Source organism: Streptomyces sp. NPDC005962, from assembly GCF_040629205.1.
Lineage (GTDB): Bacteria > Actinomycetota > Actinomycetes > Streptomycetales > Streptomycetaceae > Streptomyces.
This window is the reverse complement of sequence record NZ_JBEXVE010000049.1, coordinates 1-23224: the sequence shown is the minus strand read 5'-3', so window position 1 is coordinate 23224 and position 23224 is coordinate 1. Positions and strand designations below refer to the sequence as shown.

The 23224-nt window shown below is 71.3% G+C and carries 19 protein-coding genes and 1 pseudogene; 15 read left to right on the top strand and 5 right to left on the bottom strand.

Annotation, left to right across the window (positions count from 1 at the left end; all coding sequences use genetic code 11):
- Positions 1-116: 116 nt before the first annotated feature.
- From fdhD to ABZ370_RS42805, 4 genes are all read left to right on the top strand, one after another.
- Positions 117-980, top strand: coding sequence for a formate dehydrogenase accessory sulfurtransferase FdhD (gene fdhD, locus ABZ370_RS42820; protein ID WP_358633628.1), 864 nt, complete (start codon positions 117-119; stop codon positions 978-980).
- Positions 981-1071: 91 nt separating this feature from the next.
- The gene (locus tag ABZ370_RS42815; protein ID WP_358633625.1) at positions 1072-1656 is read left to right on the top strand and encodes a TetR/AcrR family transcriptional regulator; all 585 of its coding nucleotides are present in this window, start codon (positions 1072-1074) and stop codon (positions 1654-1656) included.
- A 74-nt stretch (positions 1657-1730) separates the two neighbouring features.
- Positions 1731-3176, top strand: coding sequence for an MFS transporter (locus ABZ370_RS42810; RefSeq protein ID WP_358633622.1), 1446 nt, complete (start codon positions 1731-1733; stop codon positions 3174-3176).
- Positions 3173-3931 carry a glucose 1-dehydrogenase gene (locus tag ABZ370_RS42805; RefSeq protein ID WP_358633619.1) on the top strand — a complete coding sequence of 253 codons (759 nt, stop codon included), beginning with the start codon at positions 3173-3175 and terminating at the stop codon, positions 3929-3931. The genes ABZ370_RS42810 and ABZ370_RS42805 overlap by 4 nt, the downstream gene beginning before the upstream one ends.
- A gap of 173 nt (positions 3932-4104) precedes the next feature.
- On the opposite strand, the gene ABZ370_RS42800 is transcribed toward ABZ370_RS42805, so the two are convergent.
- The 3 genes from ABZ370_RS42800 to ABZ370_RS42790 all read right to left on the bottom strand — a co-directional run bounded on the left by ABZ370_RS42800 (position 4105) and on the right by ABZ370_RS42790 (position 8055).
- The gene (locus ABZ370_RS42800) at positions 4105-5223 is read right to left on the bottom strand and encodes a hypothetical protein (RefSeq protein WP_358633616.1); all 1119 of its coding nucleotides are present in this window, start codon (positions 5221-5223) and stop codon (positions 4105-4107) included.
- Positions 5224-5279: 56 nt separating this feature from the next.
- Complete coding sequence (locus ABZ370_RS42795; RefSeq protein ID WP_358633613.1) at positions 5280-7316, bottom strand: DUF6571 family protein; 2037 nt, start codon at positions 7314-7316, stop codon at positions 5280-5282.
- A gap of 220 nt (positions 7317-7536) precedes the next feature.
- Entirely contained in the window at positions 7537-8055 is a 519-nt protein-coding gene (locus tag ABZ370_RS42790; RefSeq protein ID WP_358633610.1) for a hypothetical protein, read from the bottom strand.
- 418 nt (positions 8056-8473) lie between these two features.
- On the opposite strand from ABZ370_RS42790, the pseudogene ABZ370_RS42785 reads away from it, so the two are divergent.
- From ABZ370_RS42785 to ABZ370_RS42775, 3 genes and pseudogenes are all read left to right on the top strand, one after another.
- Positions 8474-8578 (top strand): annotated as a pseudogene (locus tag ABZ370_RS42785) (short-chain dehydrogenase); the annotation flags it as partial.
- A gap of 112 nt (positions 8579-8690) precedes the next feature.
- Positions 8691-9929, top strand: coding sequence for a serine hydrolase domain-containing protein (locus ABZ370_RS42780; protein WP_358633607.1), 1239 nt, complete (start codon positions 8691-8693; stop codon positions 9927-9929).
- A 128-nt stretch (positions 9930-10057) separates the two neighbouring features.
- A complete protein-coding gene (locus ABZ370_RS42775) occupies positions 10058-12001 on the top strand; it encodes a sialidase family protein (protein ID WP_358633604.1) in 1944 nt (647 codons plus the stop codon).
- Between the two features lie 23 nt (positions 12002-12024).
- Here the strand turns inward: ABZ370_RS42775 and ABZ370_RS42770 are convergent, their stop codons facing one another.
- Positions 12025-13116: a bile acid:sodium symporter family protein gene (locus ABZ370_RS42770; protein ID WP_358633602.1), complete on the bottom strand. Its 1092-nt coding sequence runs from the start codon at positions 13114-13116 to the stop codon at positions 12025-12027.
- A 141-nt stretch (positions 13117-13257) separates the two neighbouring features.
- Here ABZ370_RS42770 and ABZ370_RS42765 point away from each other — a divergent pair, with 141 nt between their 5' ends.
- The 5 genes from ABZ370_RS42765 to ABZ370_RS42745 all read left to right on the top strand — a co-directional run bounded on the left by ABZ370_RS42765 (position 13258) and on the right by ABZ370_RS42745 (position 19189).
- Entirely contained in the window at positions 13258-14136 is an 879-nt protein-coding gene (locus ABZ370_RS42765) for a LysR substrate-binding domain-containing protein (RefSeq protein WP_358633599.1), read from the top strand.
- 221 nt (positions 14137-14357) lie between these two features.
- Entirely contained in the window at positions 14358-16184 is a 1827-nt protein-coding gene (locus ABZ370_RS42760) for an AMP-dependent synthetase/ligase (RefSeq protein ID WP_358633596.1), read from the top strand.
- A gap of 81 nt (positions 16185-16265) precedes the next feature.
- Entirely contained in the window at positions 16266-16946 is a 681-nt protein-coding gene (locus ABZ370_RS42755; protein WP_358633593.1) for a hypothetical protein, read from the top strand.
- A gap of 44 nt (positions 16947-16990) precedes the next feature.
- On the top strand, positions 16991-17827 hold the full coding sequence (locus ABZ370_RS42750) for an aldo/keto reductase (protein ID WP_358633590.1): 837 nt from the start codon (positions 16991-16993) through the stop codon (positions 17825-17827).
- 186 nt (positions 17828-18013) lie between these two features.
- Positions 18014-19189 carry a S1 family peptidase gene (locus tag ABZ370_RS42745; RefSeq protein ID WP_358633587.1) on the top strand — a complete coding sequence of 392 codons (1176 nt, stop codon included), beginning with the start codon at positions 18014-18016 and terminating at the stop codon, positions 19187-19189.
- Positions 19190-19207: 18 nt separating this feature from the next.
- Here the strand turns inward: ABZ370_RS42745 and ABZ370_RS42740 are convergent, their stop codons facing one another.
- Positions 19208-20152 (bottom strand): class I SAM-dependent methyltransferase, encoded by a 945-nt coding sequence (locus ABZ370_RS42740; protein WP_358633584.1) that lies wholly within the window; start codon positions 20150-20152, stop codon positions 19208-19210.
- Positions 20153-20400: 248 nt separating this feature from the next.
- Here ABZ370_RS42740 and ABZ370_RS42735 point away from each other — a divergent pair, with 248 nt between their 5' ends.
- From ABZ370_RS42735 to ABZ370_RS42725, 3 genes are read left to right on the top strand one after another with little or no spacing between them, the layout of a single operon-like run.
- The gene (locus tag ABZ370_RS42735; RefSeq protein ID WP_358633581.1) at positions 20401-20919 is read left to right on the top strand and encodes a sigma-70 family RNA polymerase sigma factor; all 519 of its coding nucleotides are present in this window, start codon (positions 20401-20403) and stop codon (positions 20917-20919) included.
- Complete coding sequence (locus ABZ370_RS42730; protein WP_358633578.1) at positions 20916-21719, top strand: anti-sigma factor; 804 nt, start codon at positions 20916-20918, stop codon at positions 21717-21719. Before ABZ370_RS42735 ends, ABZ370_RS42730 begins: the two co-directional genes overlap by 4 nt.
- Positions 21720-21743: 24 nt before the next feature.
- On the top strand, positions 21744-23162 hold the full coding sequence (locus tag ABZ370_RS42725) for a deoxyribodipyrimidine photo-lyase (RefSeq protein WP_358633575.1): 1419 nt from the start codon (positions 21744-21746) through the stop codon (positions 23160-23162).
- The last annotated feature ends 62 nt before the right edge of the window (positions 23163-23224 follow it).

Sequence of the window (23224 nt, the reverse complement as noted above, 5' to 3'; positions counted from 1 at the left end):
CGCATACCGGGGCTACGGTCTCAGGCCCACGTACAGGACAATGAGACCTCCCAGCACGCACGTATCCACGCACGCATCCACGCACACAACCCACGCACAGAACCGGGACTGATCGAATGGGACGGGTCACTGAGCGACGCCGCGTCATCCGCCTCCGGGACGGGGTGGTCAGCACCCGCCCGGACACCCTGGTGGCCGAGGAGCCGCTGGAGATCCGGCTGAACGGACGGCCACTGGCGATCACCATGCGCACGCCGGGTGACGACTTCGCGCTGGCCGCGGGTTTCCTGGTGAGCGAGGGCGTGCTCGGCAGCGCGGACGAACTGGCGAACATCGTCTACTGCGCGGGCGCGACCGAGGACGGCTCCAACACCTACAACGTGGTGGACGTGAAGCTCGCCCCGGGCGTACCCGTCCCCGACATCACCCTCGAACGCAACGTCTACACGACCTCGTCCTGCGGCCTGTGCGGCAAGGCCAGCCTGGACGCCGTCCGCACCACGGCGCGCTGGAAGCTGGACGGGCCGGACGACGCCCCGGGCGCCCCCGTGCGCATCACCCCGGAGACCCTGACCGCCCTGCCCGACCGGCTGCGCGCCGCCCAGCGCGTCTTCGACCGCACCGGCGGGCTGCACGCGGCGGCGCTGTTCACGCCGGAGGGCGAGCTGCTGGACGTACGGGAGGACGTGGGCCGTCACAACGCGGTGGACAAGCTGGTCGGGCGCGCCCTCCAGCAGGGGCTGCTGCCGCTGTCCGGGGCGGTGCTGCTGGTCTCCGGCCGGGCCTCCTTCGAGCTGGCACAGAAGGCGGTCATGGCGGGCATCCCGGTGCTGGCCGCGGTCTCGGCGCCGTCCTCGCTGGCCGTGGACCTGGCGGACGAGGCGGGGCTCACGCTGGTCGGCTTCCTGCGCGGCACGTCTATGAACGTGTACGCGGGCGAGCACCGGCTCGCCCTGCCGACGGCGGTCGGCGGCGCCTGACGGCACTGCCGCTGCCTCTGCCTCTATCCCTGCCTCTGTCACTCGAACGAATTATTGACCGACCGTTCTGGATAGGTGCTAGGGTTTCCCCATGGCCAGAACCAAGGAATTCGATCCGGAGGCCGCGCTCCAGTCGGCTCTCGAGCTGTTCTGGCGGCGCGGCTATGAAGCGACCTCGATGGCGGACCTCGTCGAGCACCTCGGCGTCGGCCGCGCCAGCATCTACGCGACCTTCGGGAACAAGCGCGAGCTGTACCTGAAGGCGATGGACCGCTATGCGGAGACCCGCGATCCGCCCCTGCTGGCCGAGTTGTCCCAGCCGGGCCCCGCACTGCCCGCGGTGCGGGCGCTGGTGCACCGCTTCGCCGAGGAGGCCGCCTCCCCGGAGCAGCGGCTGACAGGCTGCCTGGTGACCAACACCGCGGCCGAACTGGCCCCGCACGACCCGGTGATGGCCCGCCGGGTGGAAGTGAGCTGGGACCATGTCGAGACCCCGCTGCACTCCGCGCTGATCCGGGCCCAGGCCCAGGGGGAGCTTCCCGAGGACCGCGACCCCCGCACACTGGCCCGGATGCTGTTCGTCCTGCTCCAAGGGCTACGGGTGGTGGGCAAGGCGTCGGACGACCCCGCCCGGGTGCGGGACGCCGCGGAGCAGGCGCTGGCACTGCTGGACTGAGGAAAGAGCGACGCCTCGACGCTGCCTTTTTTATGTCCGCATATTAAACCGATCGGTCAAAAATGAGGGACGAGATGACCGCCACGGATACGCCCTGCGGTGCCAGTACCGCCACCGGCACCGGTAGCGCCACTGCCACCGCGACCGGCACCGGCGCCACCACCGGCACGCGCCGGCGCCGGGCGTTCGCCCTGCTCGGCTCCGTCCAGATCACGCTGATCTTCACGCTCGCCGCGATCGCCGTGCCGCTGCCCGAGATCGGGCGGACGTTCGGGCTGGAGCGCGCCGATCTGATCCTGCTGAGCGCCGCCTACGGACTGACCTTCGCCGGGCTGCTGCTCTTCGGTGGTCGGCTCGCCGACCGCTACGGCGGGCGACGAGCCCTCGGCGCCGGGCTCACGCTCTTCGCCGCGGCCTCGGCCGCCGCCCCCTTCGCCCCCGCTATCGGCACACTCCTGGCGGCACGGTTCGCCCAGGGCGCGGGGGCGGCGCTGATCGCGCCCGCCGCGATGTCCGTGCTGCGCGCCGTCTTCCCCTCCCCCTCGGCGTACGGGAGGGCGATGGCGTCCTGGGGCGGGCTCTCGGTGCTCGGCGCGACCGCGGGCAATGTGCTCTCCGGCGTCATAGCGGAACTGCTGTCCTGGCGTTGGAGCTTCGCCGTACCGTTCGCGGTGGCCGCGGCCGCCCTGGCGCTCGCGCCCCGGCTGCTTCCGGACACCGCGCCGACCCCGGGCCGGACGCTCGATCTGCCGGGCGCGCTGCTGGCCACCGCGGGGATCACGCTCGCCGGTTACGGGCTCGTCGTCACCGACGCCCTGCCTTGGTCATCGGCCGGGGTGCTGGTGCCGCTGCTCCTCGGAGCCGCGCTGCTCACCGCGTTCTGGTACGCCGAGCGCCGGGCCGGAGATCCGCTCCTGCCGCCCCGCTTCCTGGCGGACCGGCAGCGGGCCCTCGCCCTCACGGCCATCGCGCTGAGCGCCTGCGCGACCGCGATGACCTTCGTGACGTTCTCGCTCCACCTCCAGCAGGACCGTGACTGGTCCCCGCTGCGGACCTCGGCCGCCTTCCTGCCGTTCGCCGTCGCCCTGCTCGCCTCGGGCCGGTCGGCGGGCGGGCTCATAGCCCGCTTCGGACCGCGGAAGGTCACCGCCGCCGGGCTGGCCACGGCCGCCGCCGGGCTCGTCCTGCTGGCTCTCACCGGGCTCGACCCCCACACCCCGTACGCGTCGGGGCTGCTGCCCGGGCTGATCCTGCTGCCGACCGGTACCGCTGCCTCCTTCGCCGGGGCCGCGGTCCTCACTACCGACGGTGTGCCGCCCGAGCGGACCGGGCTCGCCGGCGGGGTGCTGAACACGGCGATGGAGCTGGGTCCGACGGTGGTCTTCGCCATCGTGCTCACCTTCGGCAACGACTCCTTCTCCCTCGCCGCGACGGGGGCCGCGCTCGCGGCCGCCGCCGCCCTGAACCTCCGCGTCCAGCGGAGCCGTCCCTTCTCCACCGCACAAGGAGCCATCCGATGAACCGCTTCACCGCAAAGACCGCCCTCGTCACCGGCGCGGGCTCCGGCCTCGGCCGTGCCATCGCGCTCGCCTTCGCCGCCGAGGGCGCGTCCGTCGTGGCCGCCGGGCGCACCGAAGCCACCCTGGCCGAGACGGTCCGCCTCATCGAGGCCGCGGGCGGCCGGGCCGCCGCCGTCACCACCGATGTCACCGACTCCGGCCGACTGCGGGATCTGGTGCGCGAGACCGTCACCCGCTTCGGCGGGCTGGACATCGCGGTCAACAACGCCGGGATACTCCGCGGCAAGGGGCCGGTCGGCGAGGTCGGCGAGGAGGACTGGGACGCGGTGCTGCGCACCAATGTGACGGGCGTCTGGCTGGCCATGAAGCACCAGATCGCCCATATGAAGGAGAACGGCGGCGGGGCCATCGTCAACGTCTCGTCCAACCTCGGCGCCCACCTCCGGGTTCCGGGCACCGGCGCGTACAGCACCTCGAAGGCGGCGGTGTCCGCGCTGACCCGGGCGGCCGCGCTCGACCACATCCACCAGGGCGTCCGGATCAACGCGGTCAGCCCCGGCGCCTCCGACGGCCCCATGTCGCTGCTGCCCGGCGAGACCGAGGCCGACCGTGCCGAGCGGATGAAGACGGGGACCCCGCTGGGTCGGCTCGCCGAGGCGGACGAGATCGCGGCGGCGGTGCTCTACCTCGCCTCCCCGGCGGCGGGTTCCGTGGTCGGCACCGACCTGGTCGTGGACAGCGGCTCCTCGGCCTGACGACCCGGTCGCCATAGGGCTGCCGCCACCGAGGCAGGGGGCCGTCACCGCGTGACGACGCGAGCGCCTCGACGGCATCCTCCACGTGCACCGATACGCCGAAGGGCCCCGCGCACGGAGGAGTTTTCCGGCAAGCGCGGGGCCCTTCGGCGGGCGCACAGGTCGTTCCGGGTTCAGGGCGTTTTCAGATCGCCGCAGTGGTGCCGCTCGGAGGACTGCCGCGCGAAGGCCGTGAGCAGATCGGCCCGGAGGGCGGCCGAGTCATGTCGCACGGGCACCTCTCCCGGACGTGTCGTCGTGCCGGTGTCAGCAATGATGCCGCGCAGGACGTACAGCGCCCGCTGGTCGGTGCCGGGGCACTCGGCGGTCGCCCACGTGAGGTGACCGTCCTTCTCCTGCCCCCGCTCCCCCCGCACGCGCGAGGCGGCGACCTCGGTCGCGAAACTCTCGGCGTACGGGCCGTAGTAGGCCGAGATCCAGTACCCGGGCACCTGCGGATCGTCCGACGTGGCGAGCACGCAGTCCTCCACCGGTGCCGATCCGACGGACCGCGTGGTCCAGACGTGGTCCAGGCCCGCTCGGGCGGCGGCGCTGGAGTGCGGGCGCAGCGCGGCGCAGGTACCCGTGGCCTTGGAGATGGGGACCGGACGGTCGCGAGGGTCGTCGGCCAGACCCGTGAGGGAACCTCCCTCCGGATCCGCGCAGCCGAAGGCGTCGGCGGCCTTTTTGGAGGTCGCCGTCACGGCGGCGGCGAAGTCCCGGCGCTTATCGCCGGACCACGCCTTTCCGCCCGAATCGCGGTTCAGGCGGGCGGTGACCAGCAGACTCTTGTCCTTGTCGCCGCGGCACCGCAGCCAGAGCGAGGCACGGGGCATCTCAGGGTCGTTCAGCAGCACCCCTGGCCAGGTGCCGAGCGGGGAGACCGGCGAGCTGTACGACGCCAGCCCGCGGCGGCCGAGGTAAGCCATGGCGCCCTCGCTCCGCGAGCCTCGGTAAACCTGGATACTCAGGCCGCTGCCGCCGCCGGTGACTTCCGCCCTACAGGAAGCCAGCACCCCCGGTCCGTCGGCTGAGGTGTCCCGGGCCCCCACGTCGTCGCTGCCCAAGGCATCGCGGACCTGCTGGCCGGCGAGGCTCCCCTCACAGGCACGGGACAGTTCCCGGTCGTCCCGCCAGCTCTGGAGTGTCCCGGTCGCGTACAGCACACCGCCGACCAGCAGGAGGCAAACCAGGATCCCGCCCAGAGCGATGCCGACCTTCTTGCCGGTACGGCTCATTCTCTTTTCACGCATTCTCGATCGTTTCTCCAGCAAGAGGGAACGGGCCCGCACCACTACCGAGCGGTGCGTCACCCACCGGGACGCCCAAGGTTGATCAATGCCTGCTCCCGTCCGTCACTGTATGTCCCCTGCCCCTCGTGCTGGATCACTCCGATCTCGGGAGAGGGTTTGCCGGATTCGATGCCGGGGTCGCCGCCTTGGGCCTCGACCCACTTCACGACGAGCGCGTCCATCTGTTTGTGGCCGGTGTTGAACGTCTTGGCCGCTTCCTCTCCCCCGACCTTGGTCGCGTCCGCGACGGCCTCCTTGGTCCAGTCGTACATGCCGAAGTCCACCACGCGGCCGACGATGTCCACGCCCGGAACGACGGCCGCAGGGGCCTTCGGAGACACGAAGTCGACCGCCGCGTTCCCGGAGGTGACGTGGTGGTTGACGTCACGCGCCCACTGGATCGCGGCATCCTTCTTGTCCAGGGCGACGTCCGTCATCACGCCGTCATAGTGGCCCCAGACGTTGCCGACACCCATGATGGCGTTGTTCCGCTGGTCGATGGCCTTGGTGTCCCCGTTGATGGGGTTCTGGACCAGCTTGTCGGCCGAGTACTGCCGCTCCGCGTTGAACATGTCCCCGAATGCCGCCGGATCGTTGGCCACGCCGCGCATCACCTTGTCGAGGACCTGCGGGTCCAGAGCGACCCGGACGTTCCCCTGCTCATCCTTGAAGACCCCCGAAGCAATGTGCTTCTCGCTCTCGTAGGCGGGATTCGCCTGGCTCAGGATCTCGTGCGTGTCCGGGGTGTAGTCGGTCAGGATGTGGCCCATCGACGGCCTGAGGTTCGGGGACATGTTGTCGTCGAGATGGCTGACGGCGTACTGCATCACGCGCGCCTCGGCCTCCGAATGGCCGCCCAGCGGATGCTTCGTCCCGGGCACCTCACCGGTGGCCGCCGCCTCCAGCGCCTGGCCGAAACCGATCTTGTTGGTCAGGTCGGCGAGGTCCTTGTTCTCGATTGGCGCCGCGCCACCGCCGTTGAGGAGGTAGCCGGGCCAGTCCCGGTCCTTGAGCAGGTACTGGAGACGGTCGCTGCCCTTCGGGTCGAGGTAGGTGGTGGAGGCGTCCGGGTCCTTGCTCATCAGGCCCAGCACGCCGTCCAGCGGGTCGTACTCGACGCCCTTCTGCCCGGGCTTGCCGTTCCACTGGTCCCACAGCCCGCGGTCCTTGTTGTCCTTCTCGGTCTCCATGATGTCGTCGCCGAGGGTCTGCAAGAAGGAGCCGTCGTACTTCCCGCCCTTCTTCATCAGGGTCACGAACTCCTGATAGCCGTAGACGGGCTCGGTGTTGCTGGCGAAGTTCTCCGTGCCGACCTTCTTGAGACCGGCGAGGAACTCCTTGTTGAATTTGCCGTCGTCGCTGTTGAGCCAGTCCTGGTAGCGCTTGGAGGTCACCGGGAGCTTCTCGATGTCCTTGGGGACGTTGGTGGCGGCGGCGATGGTCGTGCTGACGCTCTTCTCCAGCCAGTCACCGTCCTTGCCCATCCCACGCAGCTCATGGCCGAGCTTGACGGTGCCCTCGGGGCCCAGACCCTGGACGAACGTCCGGCTGAAGGCCTTGTCGCCCTCGTTGCCGTCGAGGAGCGTACGCAGCTCCTTCTTCTCCTTGTCGCCGAGGTCGTCGCCGTCGGCGACCTTCTTCGCCAGTTCCTCGGCGCGCTGGCCCTCGTACTTCTCCGGGTCGCCCGAGGCGTTGGAGTTGAAGCCTCCGTTGACGCCCTTGCCATCGACGTCCTTGGTGACGCGCTCCAGGGCGGTGCGGTAGCCGAAGTCGGCCTCGTCGATCTCCTTGATCTGATCCATGAGGAGGTCGGTCCGCTGCTGCTCGCGCGCGGCGATGCCCGCTGGGTCGTTCTTGTACCCGCGCAGTTCCTCCGGCGTCATGTCCTGGAAACGCTTGGCGTCGTAGTCGGTGGTGACCTGGCCCGTCACGGAGTCGACCTTGTAGCCGTCCTCACGAGCCTGCTTGACCAGGTCCTTCAGCGCGGACTTGAGCCGGGTCAGCACGGTGTGGGCCTCGGAGAGCTGCTCGGCGACGGCGTGTGCCTCCTTCATGGCACCCCACAGCTCGTGCGCCGTGATACCGCCACTCCTGGCTGCGGCGTTTGTAGCCCTGGCCGACCCACTTCCCGTTGCCGAGGGCTCCGCGCACGTGGGTGTCGTAGTCCGTCTTGAGCGTCTTGAACTTGTCCCCCATCGCCTTCCACTCCTCGGAGGCGCTCTGGAGCATGGACAAGTCCGTGGTCATCACGTCCTGATAGGTCAGGGCCATGGATCACTCCGAGGTGGGCGAGGGATTGGGCAGCAGCAGCGGGCCATTGGGGTCGGTGGAGGGATCGGGCGGCTTGGGAGGAGCGATCACGGACGGTGTGTCCTTGGTGACACCGCTTCCCGGTTGCCCCGCCGGAATGAGGTCGTTGAACTGCGAGCGCTGGAACTGATCGTTGCCGATGTAGAGGTTGTTCGCGGTACGCAGCGCCCCCATCTCCCCGTTGAGGCGTGCCAGTAGGTTGTTCACCTGCTGGCCCCAGTGCCTCATCGCCGCGTTGAGGCCGGCCTTGATCTCCCACTTGTCGAGCTCGCCCGGACCGCCCCACACGACGGCGTCCACTCGGCCGGCCGGTGCCAGCCCGGTGACGGACTGCGTGGCGCCTCCCGCGTGCTGACCCGCCTTGACCGCATCGGGAAGCAAGTCCCGTTCCAGGTACGAGGCGGCCTTCTTCTTGTCGGCGGCGGAGGAGGCCATATGGTCGCCCCCCGTCGAGGGGGCGCCTCCGCTGTCGAAACTGTTCACTTGCATCTGTGTCCGCGCGGCTGCTGCGGATTTGTGTTGAGCCCACTCTTCTTCGAACGAGATGGCGCACCGCCCCCTGGGACAAATCAAGTCATCTACTGCACACGCATGTTCATCCTTGTCAGGGACGATACAACGAGTCGAGATGATTCGATGACACCGTTTTCGTGTGCCGCTCGAAGAGTCATCCCTGCATGTCGTGCCGCATGTCTGTACGCGTTGACGAGGCCACCGAGGATCCGGGTGCGCTCGGCGTTCTGGGTATGGAGGCATGCGCTGCGGCGGGTGGTTCGTGAGCGTCGGGTGGTGGCTGATTCCGGGCCTGGCGGGGGCGACCGGCCGCAGAACGACCTTCGAGGCATCAGTCCGGACGCCGCGGTGATCGCGGGCTCCGGCCGGCTGCGGGATCTGGTGCGCGCGCGCACAGACCCCGCTGGGGCGGCTCGCCGAGGGGGACGAGATCGCGGCGGCGGGTTCCGTGGTCGGCACCGACCTGGTCGTGGACAGTGGCTCCTCGGCCTGACCGCGCCTGCCACGTAGGGCTTGCCCCCGCCAGGGTCCGGGGCCTGCCCCCACCCGGGCCCGGGGGCCCACTCCATGGTCCGGGCCCCCTCGGCCCGGCAGGCTGGGGCGACATGAACAGACGTATCAGAACAGCCCGTTTACGTCTCGTCGCGGCCGCCACGGCGGTCGCCGCCCTCCTCGTCGGCGCCGCCGCCGTCCCGGCGGCCACGGCCGATCACCGCACCGCGTCCGCCGCGGCCACCACGCTGACCTCGAAGGAGCTGCACCGGCGGGTGGCCCGGATCCTCCGGGACGCCGGATACACCGGCATCACCGTGGAGGTTCGGGACGGCCGTCGCGAGGTCCGCGCCCGCGCGGGCGTGGCCGAGCGGAACACCGGCCGCCCCATGCCGTACGGGGCGAACTACCGGGCCGCGAGCGTCACCAAGACCTTCGTGGCCACGGTCGTGCTCCAGCTGGTCGCCGAGGGAGAGCTGTCGCTGAGCGATCCGGTGGAAAAGTGGCTGCCGGGCGTGGTCAGCGGCAACGGCAACGACGGCAACCGCATCACCATCCGGAACCTGCTCCAGCACACCAGCGGCGTCTACCGCTACGACCCCACACAGGAGACCGGGGACACCGCCGACGCCTTCGAGCAGAACCGCTACCGGCACCTCGACCCCGAGGACATGGTCGCCGGAGCGATGAAGCACCAGCCCGACTTCCCGCCCGCGGCCGAGGGCGACCCGAACCCGCGGTGGAACTACTCCAACCCCGGCTATCTCCTCGCCGGGATGATCATCAAGAAGGTCACCGGGCGGTCGTGGGACGAGGAGGTCCACGACCGGATCGTCCGCCCGCTGGGCCTGACCGGCACGTACGCATCCGGCGACGACCCGTATCTGAGGGGCCCGCACGCACACACCTACCGCCTCTTCCCCGGCTCCGCCGAGTGGACCGACACCACCGTCCGCAACGTCAACTGGGCAGGCTCCGCAGGCTCCCTGGTCAGCACCGACCGCGATCTGGGCCGGTTCTACAGCGCGTTGCTGGGCGGGCGGCTGCTGCTCCCGGAGCAGCTCGCCGAGATGCGCCGGACCGTCCGCGTCAACGCGGACTACGAGATGGCCTTCCCCAGGATGCGCTACGGCCTCGGGCTGGCCCGGCAGCCGCTGAACTGCGGCGGATACCGCTGGGGCCACGGCGGCGACCTCGCGGGCGGCACGGTCAGGACCGCCACCGACGCGGGTGGGCGGCGCTCGGTCGTCGTCATGACCACGGGCGCGACGTCCGACGACGACCAACTCCTCGCCGCCGAGCGGGCCGTTCAAGCACTGCTCGACGACGTGATGTGCGCACGCAAACTCTGACGCACGGTCCTTGTTTCCACCGGGCGCAAAGCGGGACACTTCTGCGACAGTCTCCATGAGACGTGGGATGTCGTGATGTCTTGATGTCCAGATGGCGTCCAGATGGCTCTGAAGGGCAGGTCGTGACCATGGCGTCAGATCCCCGTACACGCCCCCGGACCAGACGATGGCGGCGGCGCGCCTCGGTGCTTCTCGCCGCCGCGGCGCTGGCCCTGGCTCCTCTTCCGGTACGGGCCGCGGACACGGACGACACCGTGTCTGCGGCCCGTACCGCTTCCGGCTCCGCCACCGACTTCGAGCAGCAGATCCTCTTCAAGTCCGCCCAGGACGAGGGGTATTCCTGCTTCCGGATTCCCGCGATCGTCACGTCCAAGGACGGCACCCTGCTGGCCTTCGCCGAGGGCCGCAGGGACAACTGCGGCGACGCCGGGGACATCGACTTGGTGCTCAAGCGCTCCACCGACGGGGGCCGCACCTGGGGGCCGTTACAGGTGGTCAACGAGGGCGGCGGCGACACCCACGGCAATCCGGCGCCCGTGGTCGACACGCGCACCGGCCGCATCCTGCTGGCCAGCACGTACAACACCGGCCGGGACGACTCGCAGAGCTGTGACGTGCCGTGTGACCGCACTCCGCACCTCCAGTACAGCGACGACGACGGCGCCACCTGGTCCACGCCGCGCGACCTCAGCGCCGAGCTGCTGCCGCCGGGGTGGAACTCCTGGTACGCCACCGGCCCGGTGCACGGCATTCAGCTCAAGCACGGGCGGCACAAGGGGCGGCTGCTCTTCACCGTCAACACCGAGAGCCACGACGGCACCCGCATCACCGCCAACCACGCGGCGCTCGCCTACAGCGACGACGGCGGCAGGCGCTGGAAGGTCGGCGCGGTGGACTCCTATCCGATAGCGCAGGACGGTACGTTCCGTCAGAAGCCCTCGGAGATGACGCTGGTGGAGCGGGCCGACGGCTCGGTCTACGTCAACGGGCGCGAACAGGACGGCACCGACCTCGGCCACCGCGACTACGCCATCAGCCGCGACGGCGGCGAGAGCTTCGCCGCGCCGTTCCGCACCCTCCCCGACCTGTCCACGCCGATGGTGCAGGGCTCGGTCCTCCGGCTGCGCGAGACGGGCCGCGACGGTCCCGGGCGGCTGCTGTTCTCGGCGCCCGCCGACCCCGACCGGCGCCGGACCATGATGATCCGTTCCTCCTGGGACGAGGCACGCAGCTGGGAGGGGACCGACCGCGGCAAGGTGGTCACCACCGACTGGTCCGGCTACTCCGACATGGCCCTCGTCTCGCCCGGCACGGTCGGGCTGATGTACGAGGGCGGCGCGGTGGACGCCCGCGACGAGATCCGCTTCGCCCGCTTCACCGAGGACTGGCTCGGCCCGCGCGCCGCCCCCTCCCCCGTCACGGACGACCGCGCGCCCGGCGCCCGCCCCGCGACCGTCCTCGGCGGCGCCACCGGGACCGGGGGCCGCTTCGGCGGGGCGCTCGCCTTCGACGGTACGGACGACGCCGTACGCCTCCCGTACCGCGGCGCGCTGCCGCTCGGCACCCGTGACTTCACCATCAGCCTGTGGTTCCGCTACAACGCCGCCTCCGGGCAGCACCCCTTCCTCTGGATGGGCGGCATCGGCGGCAAGCAGGCCCAGGTGTGGGTGCGCGGCGAACCGTCGTCGAGCCGCGTCCGCGCCCTGATGACCACCGTCGACGGCCCGGCCACCTACACCTCGGCCTCGGTCGCCACCACCACCGCCCACAACGACGGCGCATGGCACCACCTGGCCCTCACCCGCACCGGCGGTCGCCTCACGCTCACGGTGGACGGCACCGCCCCGGTCTCCGCGCCCGACGCGCCCGGCACCATCAGCCGCTCCTCCCCCTTCGCGCTCCACCTCGGCGAGGCGGTCGACGGCCGCTCCCGGATGACGGGCGCCCTGGACGAGGTACGCGTCTACGCCCGGGCGCTGACCGACACCGAACTCCGCCGGGTCCGCGAGTTCAACGCACCCGTCGACGGGAAGTCCGCCACCGCCCATCTCCCCCTGGACCGCGTCCGGTAGCGGAGGCGGCCGGAAGAGATCGCTCAGCGGCTCACGGCCGAGGGCTGAGCGATCTCTTCCCGTACCGCTTCCGGGGCGGGCCCGGAGGCGGGCTCGGGGGCCCGGTCGGCGAAGCGGCGGGCCAGGACGGCGCACACCATCAGCTGCATCTGGTGGAAGAGCATCAGCGGGAGGACGGCCAGGCTCGCCTGCGCGCCGAACAGGACGCTGGCCATGGGGAGGCCCGCGGCCAGGCTCTTCTTGGAGCCCGCGAAGGTGATCGTGATGCGGTCCTCCCGCCGGAAGCCCAGCTTCCGCGAGCCGTACGTGGTCAGCGTGAGCATCAGCGCGAGCAGCACCGCCTCCACCGCGAGCAGCACCGCCAGCCGGGCGGGGGTGATCTGGTGCCAGATGCCCCGGACCATGCCCTCGCTGAAGGCCGCGTAGACGACGAGCAGGACCGAGCCCCGGTCGACCAGGCGCAGCACCGCGCGGTGGCGGGAGATGAAGCCGCCGATCCAGCGGCGGAGGAGCTGACCGGCCAGGAAGGGGGCCAGCAGCTGGAGGGCGATCTCGACCATGGAGTCGGCGGAGAACCCGCCGCCGCCGCTGCCGAGGAGCAGAGCGGCCAGGACCGGCGTGACGACGATCCCGATCAGGCTGGAGAACGAGCCCGCGCAGATCGCGGCGGCTACGTTGCCCCGGGCGAGCGAGGTGAAGGCGATCGAGGACTGGACCGTGGAGGGCACCAGGCACAGGAAGAGGAGGCCGGTGTAGAGGGGCTGGGTCAGGACGTACGGAACCAGCCCGCGGGCGGCCAGGCCCAGCGCCGGGAAGAGGACGAAGGTGCAGGTCAGCACGGTCAGGTGGAGGCGCCAGTGGCGTACCCCGTCCAGCGCCTCGCGGGTGGAGAGCCGGGCGCCGTAGAGAAAGAAGAGGAAGGCGACCGCGACCGTGGTGGCCCCGTCCGTCACGGTGGCGGCCCGGCCGCTGACCGGGAGCAGCGCGGCGAGGGCGACGGTGCCGACCAGGCCGAGGATGAAGCCGTCCACCGGCAGCCACGAGGGGAGGCTGATCTTGCGACGGAGCGGACGGAGGTGACGGAGCGGGCTGAGCAGGTGGTGCGGGCGGTGCATGAACTCTCTTTCTCGGTGCCGTGGGCCCGGGTGCCGTACGGGGCCCTCTCCAGACTGCCCGGGGCCGGGCCCATCGGGAATCCCGCATACCGCTCTGACTGCTATCGCGTTCCGTGATGGGCCCTGCTTACAGTGGAAGACGTGTTCGATCCCGCCCAGCTCCGTACGTTTCTGGCCGTCGCCCAGACCCTGAGCTTCACCCAGGCCGCGCACCGCCTCGGGGTACGGCAATCCACCGTGAGCCAGCACGTGCGCAGGCTGGAGGAGGCGGCCGGACGGCAGCTGTTCAGCCGGGATACCCATGGGGTGGAGCTGACCGAGGACGGCGAGGCGATGCTCGGGTTCGCGCGGTCGATCCTGGAGGCGAACGAGCGGGCGTCGAGCTGGTTCCGGGGCACCCGGCTGCGCGGGCGGCTGCGGTTCGGGGCGTCGGAGGACTTCGTGGTGACCCGGCTGCCGGAGATCCTGAAGGGGTTCCGCCGCGATCACCCCGAAGTGGATCTGGAGCTGACGGTCGAGCTGTCGGGCACCCTGCACCAGCGGCTGGAGGCGGGGAAGCTGGATCTGGTGCTGGCCAAGCGGTCCGAGGAGCGGCCGCAGGGGCAGCTGGTGTGGCGGGACCGGCTGGTGTGGATCGGCGCGGAGGGGCTGCGGCTGGACCCCGGCCGCCCGCTGCCCCTGATCGTCTTCCCGCCGCCCGGGCTGACCCGGGCCCGCGCGCTGGACGTGCTGGAGCGGCACGGCAGGACGTGGCGGATCGTGTGCACGAGCGGCAGCCTCAACGGGCTGGTCGCGGCGGCGCGCGCCGGGCTCGGGGTGATGGCGCACACCGATGGCCTGATCCCGCCGGGCCTGGTGCCGGTTCCGGAGCGGGCCGGACTGCCGGAGCTGGGGCCGGTGGACTTCGTCCTGCTGTACGGGGAGCGGCAGCGGGACACCGCGACCCGCGCCGCGGCGGAGCGGCTCGCGGAAGCGATCATGGCCGGGCCGGTGCCCTATCCGGCCGGGCCTGTGCCGTGATCGGAGAGATTCCGTGGAGGAAGTCCTTACATATCGGCCACACATGCGGCGCATAGGGGCAGACTGAGCACAAACCGGGCCCCACGGTGACCGTTTGACACTCTTTCACCTCACTGGTCAGCACACATTCCGACCATTCCCCGACGAAACACCTCTCCCGTCCGGAGGGCCGGATCGGGTACGGTCGCGGCGCTGTGCGGAGCGGCTTCAAGGAGCAGGTATTGCGCGAGTTCACCGTCCCCCCGATGGCATCGGCGCCCCAGGCCGGAGGACTGGCGGATGCCGTCTTCGAGCATGCGGAGTCCGATCCTCAGCGCGTGGCCCTGGGGCGCAAGACGCCCGACGGCCACTGGGAGGACGTGACCTCGGCCCAGTTCCGGGACGAGGTGGTGGCGCTCGCCAAGGGGCTGCTGGCCCAGGGCGTCCGGTTCGGCGACCGGGTCGGCATCATGTGCCCCACCCGCTACGAGTGGACGCTGTTCGACTTCGCGCTGTGGACCGTGGGCGCGCAGAGCGTGCCGCTGTACCCGACCTCCTCCGCCGAGCAGGTCTTCTGGATGCTGCACGACGCGTCCGTCTCCGCCTGCATGGTCGAGCACGAGGACCACGCCATGACGGTCGGCTCGGTGGTCGGCCGGCTGCCGCACCTCCAGCGGCTGTGGCAGCTGGACGCCGGGGCGCTGGAGCAGCTGCTCAGCGACGGCGAGTCCATCGACGACGACCTGGTCGACCGGCACCGGCTGGCGATGACCCCGGAGCAGACCGCGACCATCATCTACACCTCGGGCACCACCGGCCGCCCCAAGGGCTGTGTGATCAGCCATGCCAATCTGATGGCCGAGTCCGACAACGTCGTCGAGCGGTACGAGGACGCCTTCCACTCCAAGCGCGGCGACGAGGCCTCCACCCTGCTCTTCCTCCCCCTAGCGCACGTCTTCGGCCGGATGGTGGAGGTGGCCGCGATCCGCGGCCGGGTCAAGCTCGGCCATCAGCCGAAGCTGGCGGCGTCCGCGCTCCTGCCCGACCTGAAGTCCTTCAAGCCGACCTTCATCCTCGCCGTGCCGTACATCTTCGAGAAGGTGTTCGCGGCGGCGCGCCGCCGGGCGGAGGCGGACGGCAAGTCGGGGCCGTTCGAGAAGGCGGTCGAGATCGCGGTGCGGTACGCGGAGGCGGTGGAGGAGAAGGCGTTCGGCATCGGCAGCGGCCCCAGCGCCTCGCTGCGCATGCAGCACCAGTTCTTCGACAAGCTCGTGTACGGCAAGGTGCGCGGCGCGATGGGCGGCCGGGTCCGGCACGGGATGTCGGGCGGCTCGGCCATGGAGCGGCGGCTCGGGCTGTTCTTCCGGGGCGCGGGCGTCACCGTGTACGAGGGGTACGGGCTCACCGAGTCGACCGCGGCCGCCACCGCCAACCCGCCCGAGCGGACCCGCTTCGGCACGGTCGGCGTGCCGATCCCCGGCACCACCGTGTACATCGCCGACGACGGCGAGATCTGGCTGCGCGGCGGGCAGATCTTCCACGGCTACCTCGGCGATCCGAAGGCGACCGACGCCATACTGCGCGACGGCTGGCTGGCCACCGGCGACCTCGGCACGCTGGACGACGACGGCTATCTGACGATCACCGGGCGGAAGAAGGAGATCCTGGTGACCTCCGGCGGCAAGACCGTCTCACCGGTCGGGCTGGAGGAGCGGGTGCGGGGGCATCCGCTGGTGGCCCAGTGCATCGTGGTCGGCAACGACCGCCCGTACGTCGCGGCGCTGGTCACCCTGGACCCGGAGGCCGTCTCGCACTGGCTGACGATGCGCGGCAAACCGACGATGGCGGCGAACGAGCTGGTCCGGGACCCGGATCTGGAGACCGAGATCCGGCGGGCGGTGGTCGCGGCGAACACCACCGTCTCGCAGGCCGAGTCGATTCGTACGTTCCGCATACTTGCCGCGCAGTTCTCGGAGGAGCATGGTCTCCTGACACCGTCCCTGAAGCTGAAGCGGAAGGCGATCGAACAGGCGTACGCGGTCGAGGTCGAGGCGCTGTATAACGGCTAGCACGGACGCCTGGTCGGCTTGTCGGCTTAAGGGGACGCCCCGCACTCCCTGGGTACCACCGAGCCGCGAAGGGGGCACGAAATGATCGATGTCATTCTCCCCGCACTTCCCGAGCGCGAACTGACCCTGGTCTCCGAGGAAACTCCCCAGTCCCCGGCCTTGACCGGCCATGTCACCCTGGGCGGACCGGTGTCCGTCCCGGTGACGGCCGAGCTGGTCGCCGGGGACCCGGAACTGTCGGCCTTCCTGGCCGCCGAGGCGCACACCGCCGTCTACCATCTGCTGCACTGTGCGGTCAGCTGCGCGCGGGACGCGCCGGAACCCGCTCTGCGAACGGTCAACCTCGATCTGACCCTGTCGACCGCCACCGAGACGGCCGCCTTCGAACCCGTCGCCTGGTCCATGGCCCCGCATCAGCTCGCCGAGGCCGCGGACGCCCCGCTGTCGGTCCGCCTCGGGCCCCGGCTGGGGCTGCGGGACGGCCACCACGCCGTGGCGGCGGGCGAGCGGGTCTGCCTGGAGGCGCGGCGGGAGCTGCGCCCCGACCCGGGCTGGGAGATCCGCCGCACCGGCGCGGTCCCCATCGGCGGTACCTACCGGCTGGCCATGGTGGTGCGCGCACCACGGGGTACGGTGAGCCTGGCGGCGGTCGCGGTGGGCGCGACGGTGCGCGAGGGACACACCCCGCACCGTTTCCGCGCGGAGATCGCGCACCCGGTACGGCTCGTGGACCGGGAATGCGTGGCGCCCGGTGATCGTTGACCACAGAGTACGTGTTCGCATTCCGACGTAAGGATCGACTGCTCGTGAGCAAGGTCCCCTTCATCACCCTCAACAACGGCGTTCGGATTCCGCAGCTCGGCTTTGGCGTCTGGCAGATTCCGGACGACGAGGCACAGGTCGCGGTGCGTAACGCACTGGACGCCGGGTACCGGCACATCGACACGGCCGCGATATACGGCAACGAGGAGGGCACGGGGAAGGCGCTCGCCGCGTCGGGCATCGCCCGCGACGAGCTGTTCGTCACCACCAAGCTCTGGAACGCGGAGCAGGGGTACGACTCCACGCTGCGCGCCTTCGACACCTCGCTGACCAAGCTCGGCCTGGACCACGTGGACCTCTACCTCATCCACTGGCCGCTTCCCGAGGTCGACAAGTACGTGGACACCTGGAAGGCGTTCGAGAAGATCTACGCCGACGGCCGCGCCAAGGCCATCGGGCTCTCCAACTTCCACCCCGCGCACACCCAGCGGCTGCTGTCCGAGGCCTCGGTCACCCCGGTGATCGACCAGGTCGAGCTGCACCCGCAGCTCCAGCAGTCGGAGCTGCGCGCCTTCAACTCCCGCCATGACATCGTCACCGAGGCCTGGTCCCCGCTGGGCCAGGGCAAGGGGCTGCTGGAGGAGCCGAAGCTCGTCGAGATCGCCGCGAAGCACGGGAAGAGCCCGGCGCAGGTCGTGCTGCGCTGGCACCTCGACCTGGGGAACGTCGTCATCCCGAAGTCCGTGACCCCGTCCCGGATCAAGGAGAACATCGACGTCTTCGACTTCGAGCTGGACTCCGACGACCTCTCCGCGATCGGCGCCCTGGACTCGGGAAACCGGCTGGGCCCGAACCCGGACACCTTCAACCTGGCGGACTGACAGACCCGACGGGCCGACAAACCCGGCGGGCTGACAAACCGACAAGCGGTCGCCATACCGCCCCGTCGCGCACCGCGCGGCGGGGCGGCGTCATGTCCGCACCTCCGCCGAGCGGTCCCCTGTCACCACAATTACGCTTAGCGCTCAGTAAGGCACGCAGCGTGACACGCGACAGGAGAACGCACTATGCGCCGCAGACGTCGTCATGGTCTTGAGCTCGCCACGGGCTGCACCGTCGCCATAGCCGCACTGTTCCTCGCCGGTGCGGGCATACCCGCCACCGCGAGCCCGTCCCCGCCGCCCGGCTCCCACCGGGAGGTCCCGCCCGAGGTGCTCGCCGCCATGCAGCGCGACCTGGGTCTGACGGCCGACGAGGCGCGGACCCGGATAGCGAACGAATACAAGGCCGGACAGGCCGAACCCGGCCTGCGCAAGAACCTCGGCAGCAGCTACGCGGGCAGCTGGGTGACCGGGAACACCGCCGAACTCACCGTCGGCACCACCGACCAGGCGCAGAGCGGCGCCATCACGGCCGCCGGTGCCAAGGCCACCGTCGTCGGCCACAGCCTGGAGCAGCTGAACGCCGCGAAGGACAGGCTGGACCGGGTGGCCGAGGAGCAGCCCCCGTCGGCGACCACCGCCTCCCTCTGGTACGTGGACGTGAAGAGCAACAGCGTGGTCGTCCAGTCGGCCCAGCCAGACGCGGCCCAGCGGTTCATCGACGCCAGCGGCGTCGACGGCGCCATGGTGCGCATCGTGGAGTCGGCCGAGCGCCCGGCTCCCCTTTATGACCTGCGGGGCGGCGAGGCCTATTACATCAATGCCTCCGCCCGCTGCTCGATCGGCTTCTCCGTCACCCAGGCCGCCCAGGCCGGTTTCGTCACCGCCGGGCACTGCGGCGACGCGGGCGACACCACCACCGGCTTCAACCGCGTGGCGCAGGGCACCTTCCAGGGCTCGGTCTTCCCCGGCAACGACTACGCCTGGGTGGCCACCAACCCCGACTGGACGCCCACCCCGCTGGTGATCGGCCCCGACTCCACCACCGTCACGGTCTCCGGCTCCCAGGAGGCGCCGGTCGGCTCGTCCGTCTGCCGCTCGGGCTCGACCACCGGCTGGCACTGCGGCACCATCCAGCAGCACAACACCAGCGTGGTCTACCCGCAGGGCACCATCCGCGGCGTGACCCGCACCAGCGTGTGCGCCGAGCCCGGCGACTCGGGCGGCTCGTTCGTCTCCGGCACCGAGGCACAGGGCGTCCTCTCCGGCGGCTCCGGCAACTGCACCGTCGGCGGTACGACGTACTACCAGCCGGTGAACCCGATCCTCAGCGCGTACGGGCTCACCCTCACCACCGGCTGACGGCGCCGACGCGTTCTCTCACTCCCCCCGGGCCGCCACGTGGAAGGTCTGCGCGGTCAGCACGAAGGCGTCCGGCCGCCGCGCGATCCCGGCCTCGTCGTCCGGGTCGAGCAGCCGGTCCAGGGCGGCGAGGTCGCCGTCGTCGAGACGGTCGGCGGCGGCCTCGCGCCACCGGACGAGTTCGGCGCGCAGATACTCGCGGGCCGTCGCGTCGAGCGGGGCGGGCACGTCGAGCAGGAAGCTGCGGCTGGCGGCGCCGGTGAGACCGGCCGCCGTGAGCAGCCCGGGCCAGTCCTCGACGGTCTCCACCGCGCCCGGCGTCCCGGCCCGCATCTCGGCGAACGCCACCTCCTGGGCGGCGTCGAGCCGGGACAGCAGACCGGGGCGGCCGAGCCCCGCGTCCCGGGACAGAAAGCGGGTCGGCAGCCCGCCCTCGCCGATCGCGAGCAGCCCGCCGGGGCGCAGGGCGGCGGCGAGCCGGCGCAGCGCGTCGCGCTGATCACCCAGATGGTGCACGGTCCTGCTCGACCAGATCAGATCCGCGGTGCCGAGCGTGGCCGGGTCGAGTCCTTCCGGCATCTCGACGGGCAGCGTGGTGACGCGGTCGGCGAGCCCGAGCCGGGCGGCGCGCTCCCGGGCCCGCTCCAGCAGGGCGGGCGCCCCGTCCAGGGCCACGACCTCGGCGTCCGGGAAGGCCCGGGCGAGGAGGCAGGTCACCACGCCGGGGCCGCTGCCGACGTCGAGGACGCGGCGTACGGAGTGGCCGCCCGCGGCGAAGCGCTCGCGCAGCCAGGCGGTGGCCTGGTCGTAGACGGGGGTGTGCACCTCGGCGCCGCGTTCGAGGAACGGGGCGAAGGCGTCCCAGTCGGGCTGGTCCGTGGACTGGTGCCCATGGCCGTGCCCGTGACCGTGCACGTGCTCTTGAACGTGTGCCGAATGGCGTGCCTCATGATGTGCGGTCATGTCCCGAGATTGCCCGCACCGGGGCCGTAGCGCCAAATCTCCTTGCCGGACCGGCAAATTCGCAGATCCGTGCGACCGCGACTCACGTGTTCGGCTCATGTTGACCAATCCGCACCCGCTCGGGCGACGAATGAGATACGACACCTTCGTGGTGTCGTAACGCTCATCCGGAAGGACGGCTAGTGAGAGAGCCCGTGTTCATCGGTGGACCGGCCCCCAGGGGTCCGGACCTCGAGGAGTTGCTCGGAATGGTGGCCAGGGGGGACCAGAACGCCTTCGCAGCGCTCTACGACGCCGTGAGCGGCTCCGTCCTCGGCCTGACGCGCAGTCTGCTGCGCGACCCCGCCCAGGCGGAGGAGGTCACCCAGGAGGTGCTGGTCGAGGTGTGGCGGACCGCGGCCCGGTTCGAGCCCGCCCGCGGCAGCGCCATGGCGTGGATCATGACGCTCGCGCACCGGCGCGCCGTCGACCGCGTACGGTCCGCGCAGTCCGCGTCGGACCGCGAGGAGCGAGCCGCCCTGCTGAACCGCACCCCGGCCTTCGACGAGGTGACGGAGCAGGTGGAGGCCAGGCTGGAGCGCGAGCAGGTACGCCGCTGCATGCAGACCCTCACCGAACTGCAGCGTCAGTCCGTGACGCTCGCTTACTACCGTGGCCGTACCTACCGCGAGGTGGCGGAGCTGCTGCAGCTCCCGCTCGGCACGGTGAAAACCAGACTGCGGGACGGACTCATCCGGCTTCGCGACTGCATGGGGGTCGGGGCATGACCAGAGCGGACCGAGCGGATCTGCACACACTGACCGGCGCCTACGCGGTGTACTCCCTCTCCGGGCGGGAACTGCTGGCCTTCGAACGGCATCTGGCCGACTGCGAGGCCTGCGCCCAGGAAGTACGGGAGCTACGGGCCACCGCGGCCAAACTCGGCATGGCCACCTCACTGACACCGTCACCGGTACTCAAGGACGATGTGATGCGGCGCATCGCCACGGTCCGTCAGGACCCGCCGCGGGTGGCGCGGAACGAACCGGAGTTCTCCGCCGGCGTCACCCCGCACCGGCGTCCCGCGCGCGGCCGGTGGCAGAATGTCGCCCTGGCCGCCTGTCTCGCCGGGGCGGTGGCGCTCGGCGGGGTCGCCGCGTGGCAGAGCGGACAGGCGTCCGACGCGCGCGATACGGCCCGCGCTTCCGAACAGCGCGTGGCGCAGGTGGAGGCGGTGACCGAGGTGCTGGCCGCCCCGGACGCCCACAGCCGCAACGCCAAGCTGACGAACGGGGCCACCGGCACGGTCGTGGTCTCGCACGCGCTGGACAAGGCCGCGTTCCTCGCCTCCGGCCTGCCGAAGCCGCCCGAGGGGCGGGTGTACCAGCTGTGGTTCAGCGACGGCGGCACGATGCGGTCGGCCGGGCTCATGAACTCCGCGGACACCGGGACCGGCGACGGCACGGCCGCCCTGCTGAGCGGCGCGGTCGGGAAGGCGTCCGGCGTGGGTGTGACGGTCGAGCCCGCCGGGGGTTCGCGGGCGCCGACCACCGATCCGATCGGGCTGATGTCGCTCCCGGCGGGGTGAGGGCGCCGGGTGTAGGGGAGAGGGGTGACCACAACCAGCACCTCGATCGCCGTCTTCACCTCCGATCTGCGGCTGCGCGACAACCCCGTGCTCCACGCCGCGGTCCGCTCGGCCGACCAGGTCGTTCCGCTGTTCGTCGTGGACCGCCGGGTGGCCGCGGCGGGGTTCGCCGTGCCCAACCGGGTGGCGTTCCTGCGGGACTGTCTGGCCGACCTGGACGCGGGGCTGCGGGAGCGCGGGGGACGACTCGTCGTCCGTACGGGTGACGCGGTGGAGGAGATCCGCCGGGTGGCCGAGGAGGTCGGCGCCGGGGAGGTGCACATCGCGGGCGGCGTGAGCGGGTTCGCGGGGCGGCGGGAGGAGCGGCTGCGGGAGGCGCTGGGCGGGGTGGGCGGGGTGGGCGGGGTCGCGCTGCGGGTGCACGGAACCGTGCTCACGGCCGTCGAGCCCGGCACCGTAACCCCCTCCGGCGGTTCCCGGGCTTCGGGCAAGGACCACTTCGCCGTCTTCACCCCGTACTTCCGCGCCTGGCAGGGCGCCGCACAGCGCAGGCCGCTCGCCGCGCCGCGCCGCCTGCGGGTGCCGTCCGGGGTGCGGTCCGAACAGGCCGCCGCCATGTCCCTTTCTGCCTCCGGCAGCCTCTCCCCCGGACTGCCCGAGGGCGGCGAACGGGCCGGGCGCCGCCGCCTCCACTCGTGGCTGCGGTCCGGTCTTGCCGCGTACGCCGACCGCCAGGACGACCTGGCGGGCGACGCCACCTCACGGCTCTCCCCCTACCTCCACTTCGGCTGCCTCTCCCCCGTGGAGCTGGTGCGCCGGGCGCGGGAGTCCGGCGGGCCGGGCGCCGACGCCTTCGTACGGCAGCTCGCCTGGCGCGACTTCCACCACCAGGTCCTCGCCGCCCGCCCCGACGCCTCCCACGCCGACTACCGCCCACGGGGCGACCGCTGGCGCTCCGACGAGTCCGCCGTCGCGGCCATCGCCGCCTGGAAGGCGGGCCGGACCGGCTACCCGCTGGTCGACGCCGGTATGCGGCAGCTGGCGGCGGAGGGGTGGATGCACAACCGGGCCCGGCTGCTGGTGGCGAGCTTCCTGACGAAGACGCTGTACGTCGACTGGCGGGTGGGGGCGCGGCACTTCCTGGATCTGCTGGTGGACGGGGACGTGGCGAACAATCAGCTGAACTGGCAGTGGGTGGCCGGAACCGGCACCGACACCCGCCCCAACCGCATCCTGAACCCCCTTGCGCAAGCCCGCCGCTTCGACCCTGACGGTGCCTACGTAAGACGATGGCTCCCCGAGCTGGCCGACCTCCCCGCCCGCCACATCCACACCCCCTGGACGCTCCCCGAGCCCGAGCGCGCCGCCCTCCCCTACCCCGCCCCGATCGTCGACCTCTCCGAAGCCGCAGCCCGCTTCCACGCTTCCCGCCACGCCGACTGACCGGGCTCGTCTCCCCCACCCCGCCCCTCCCCGTAACCGGGGGCGGAGCCCCCGGTTACGGG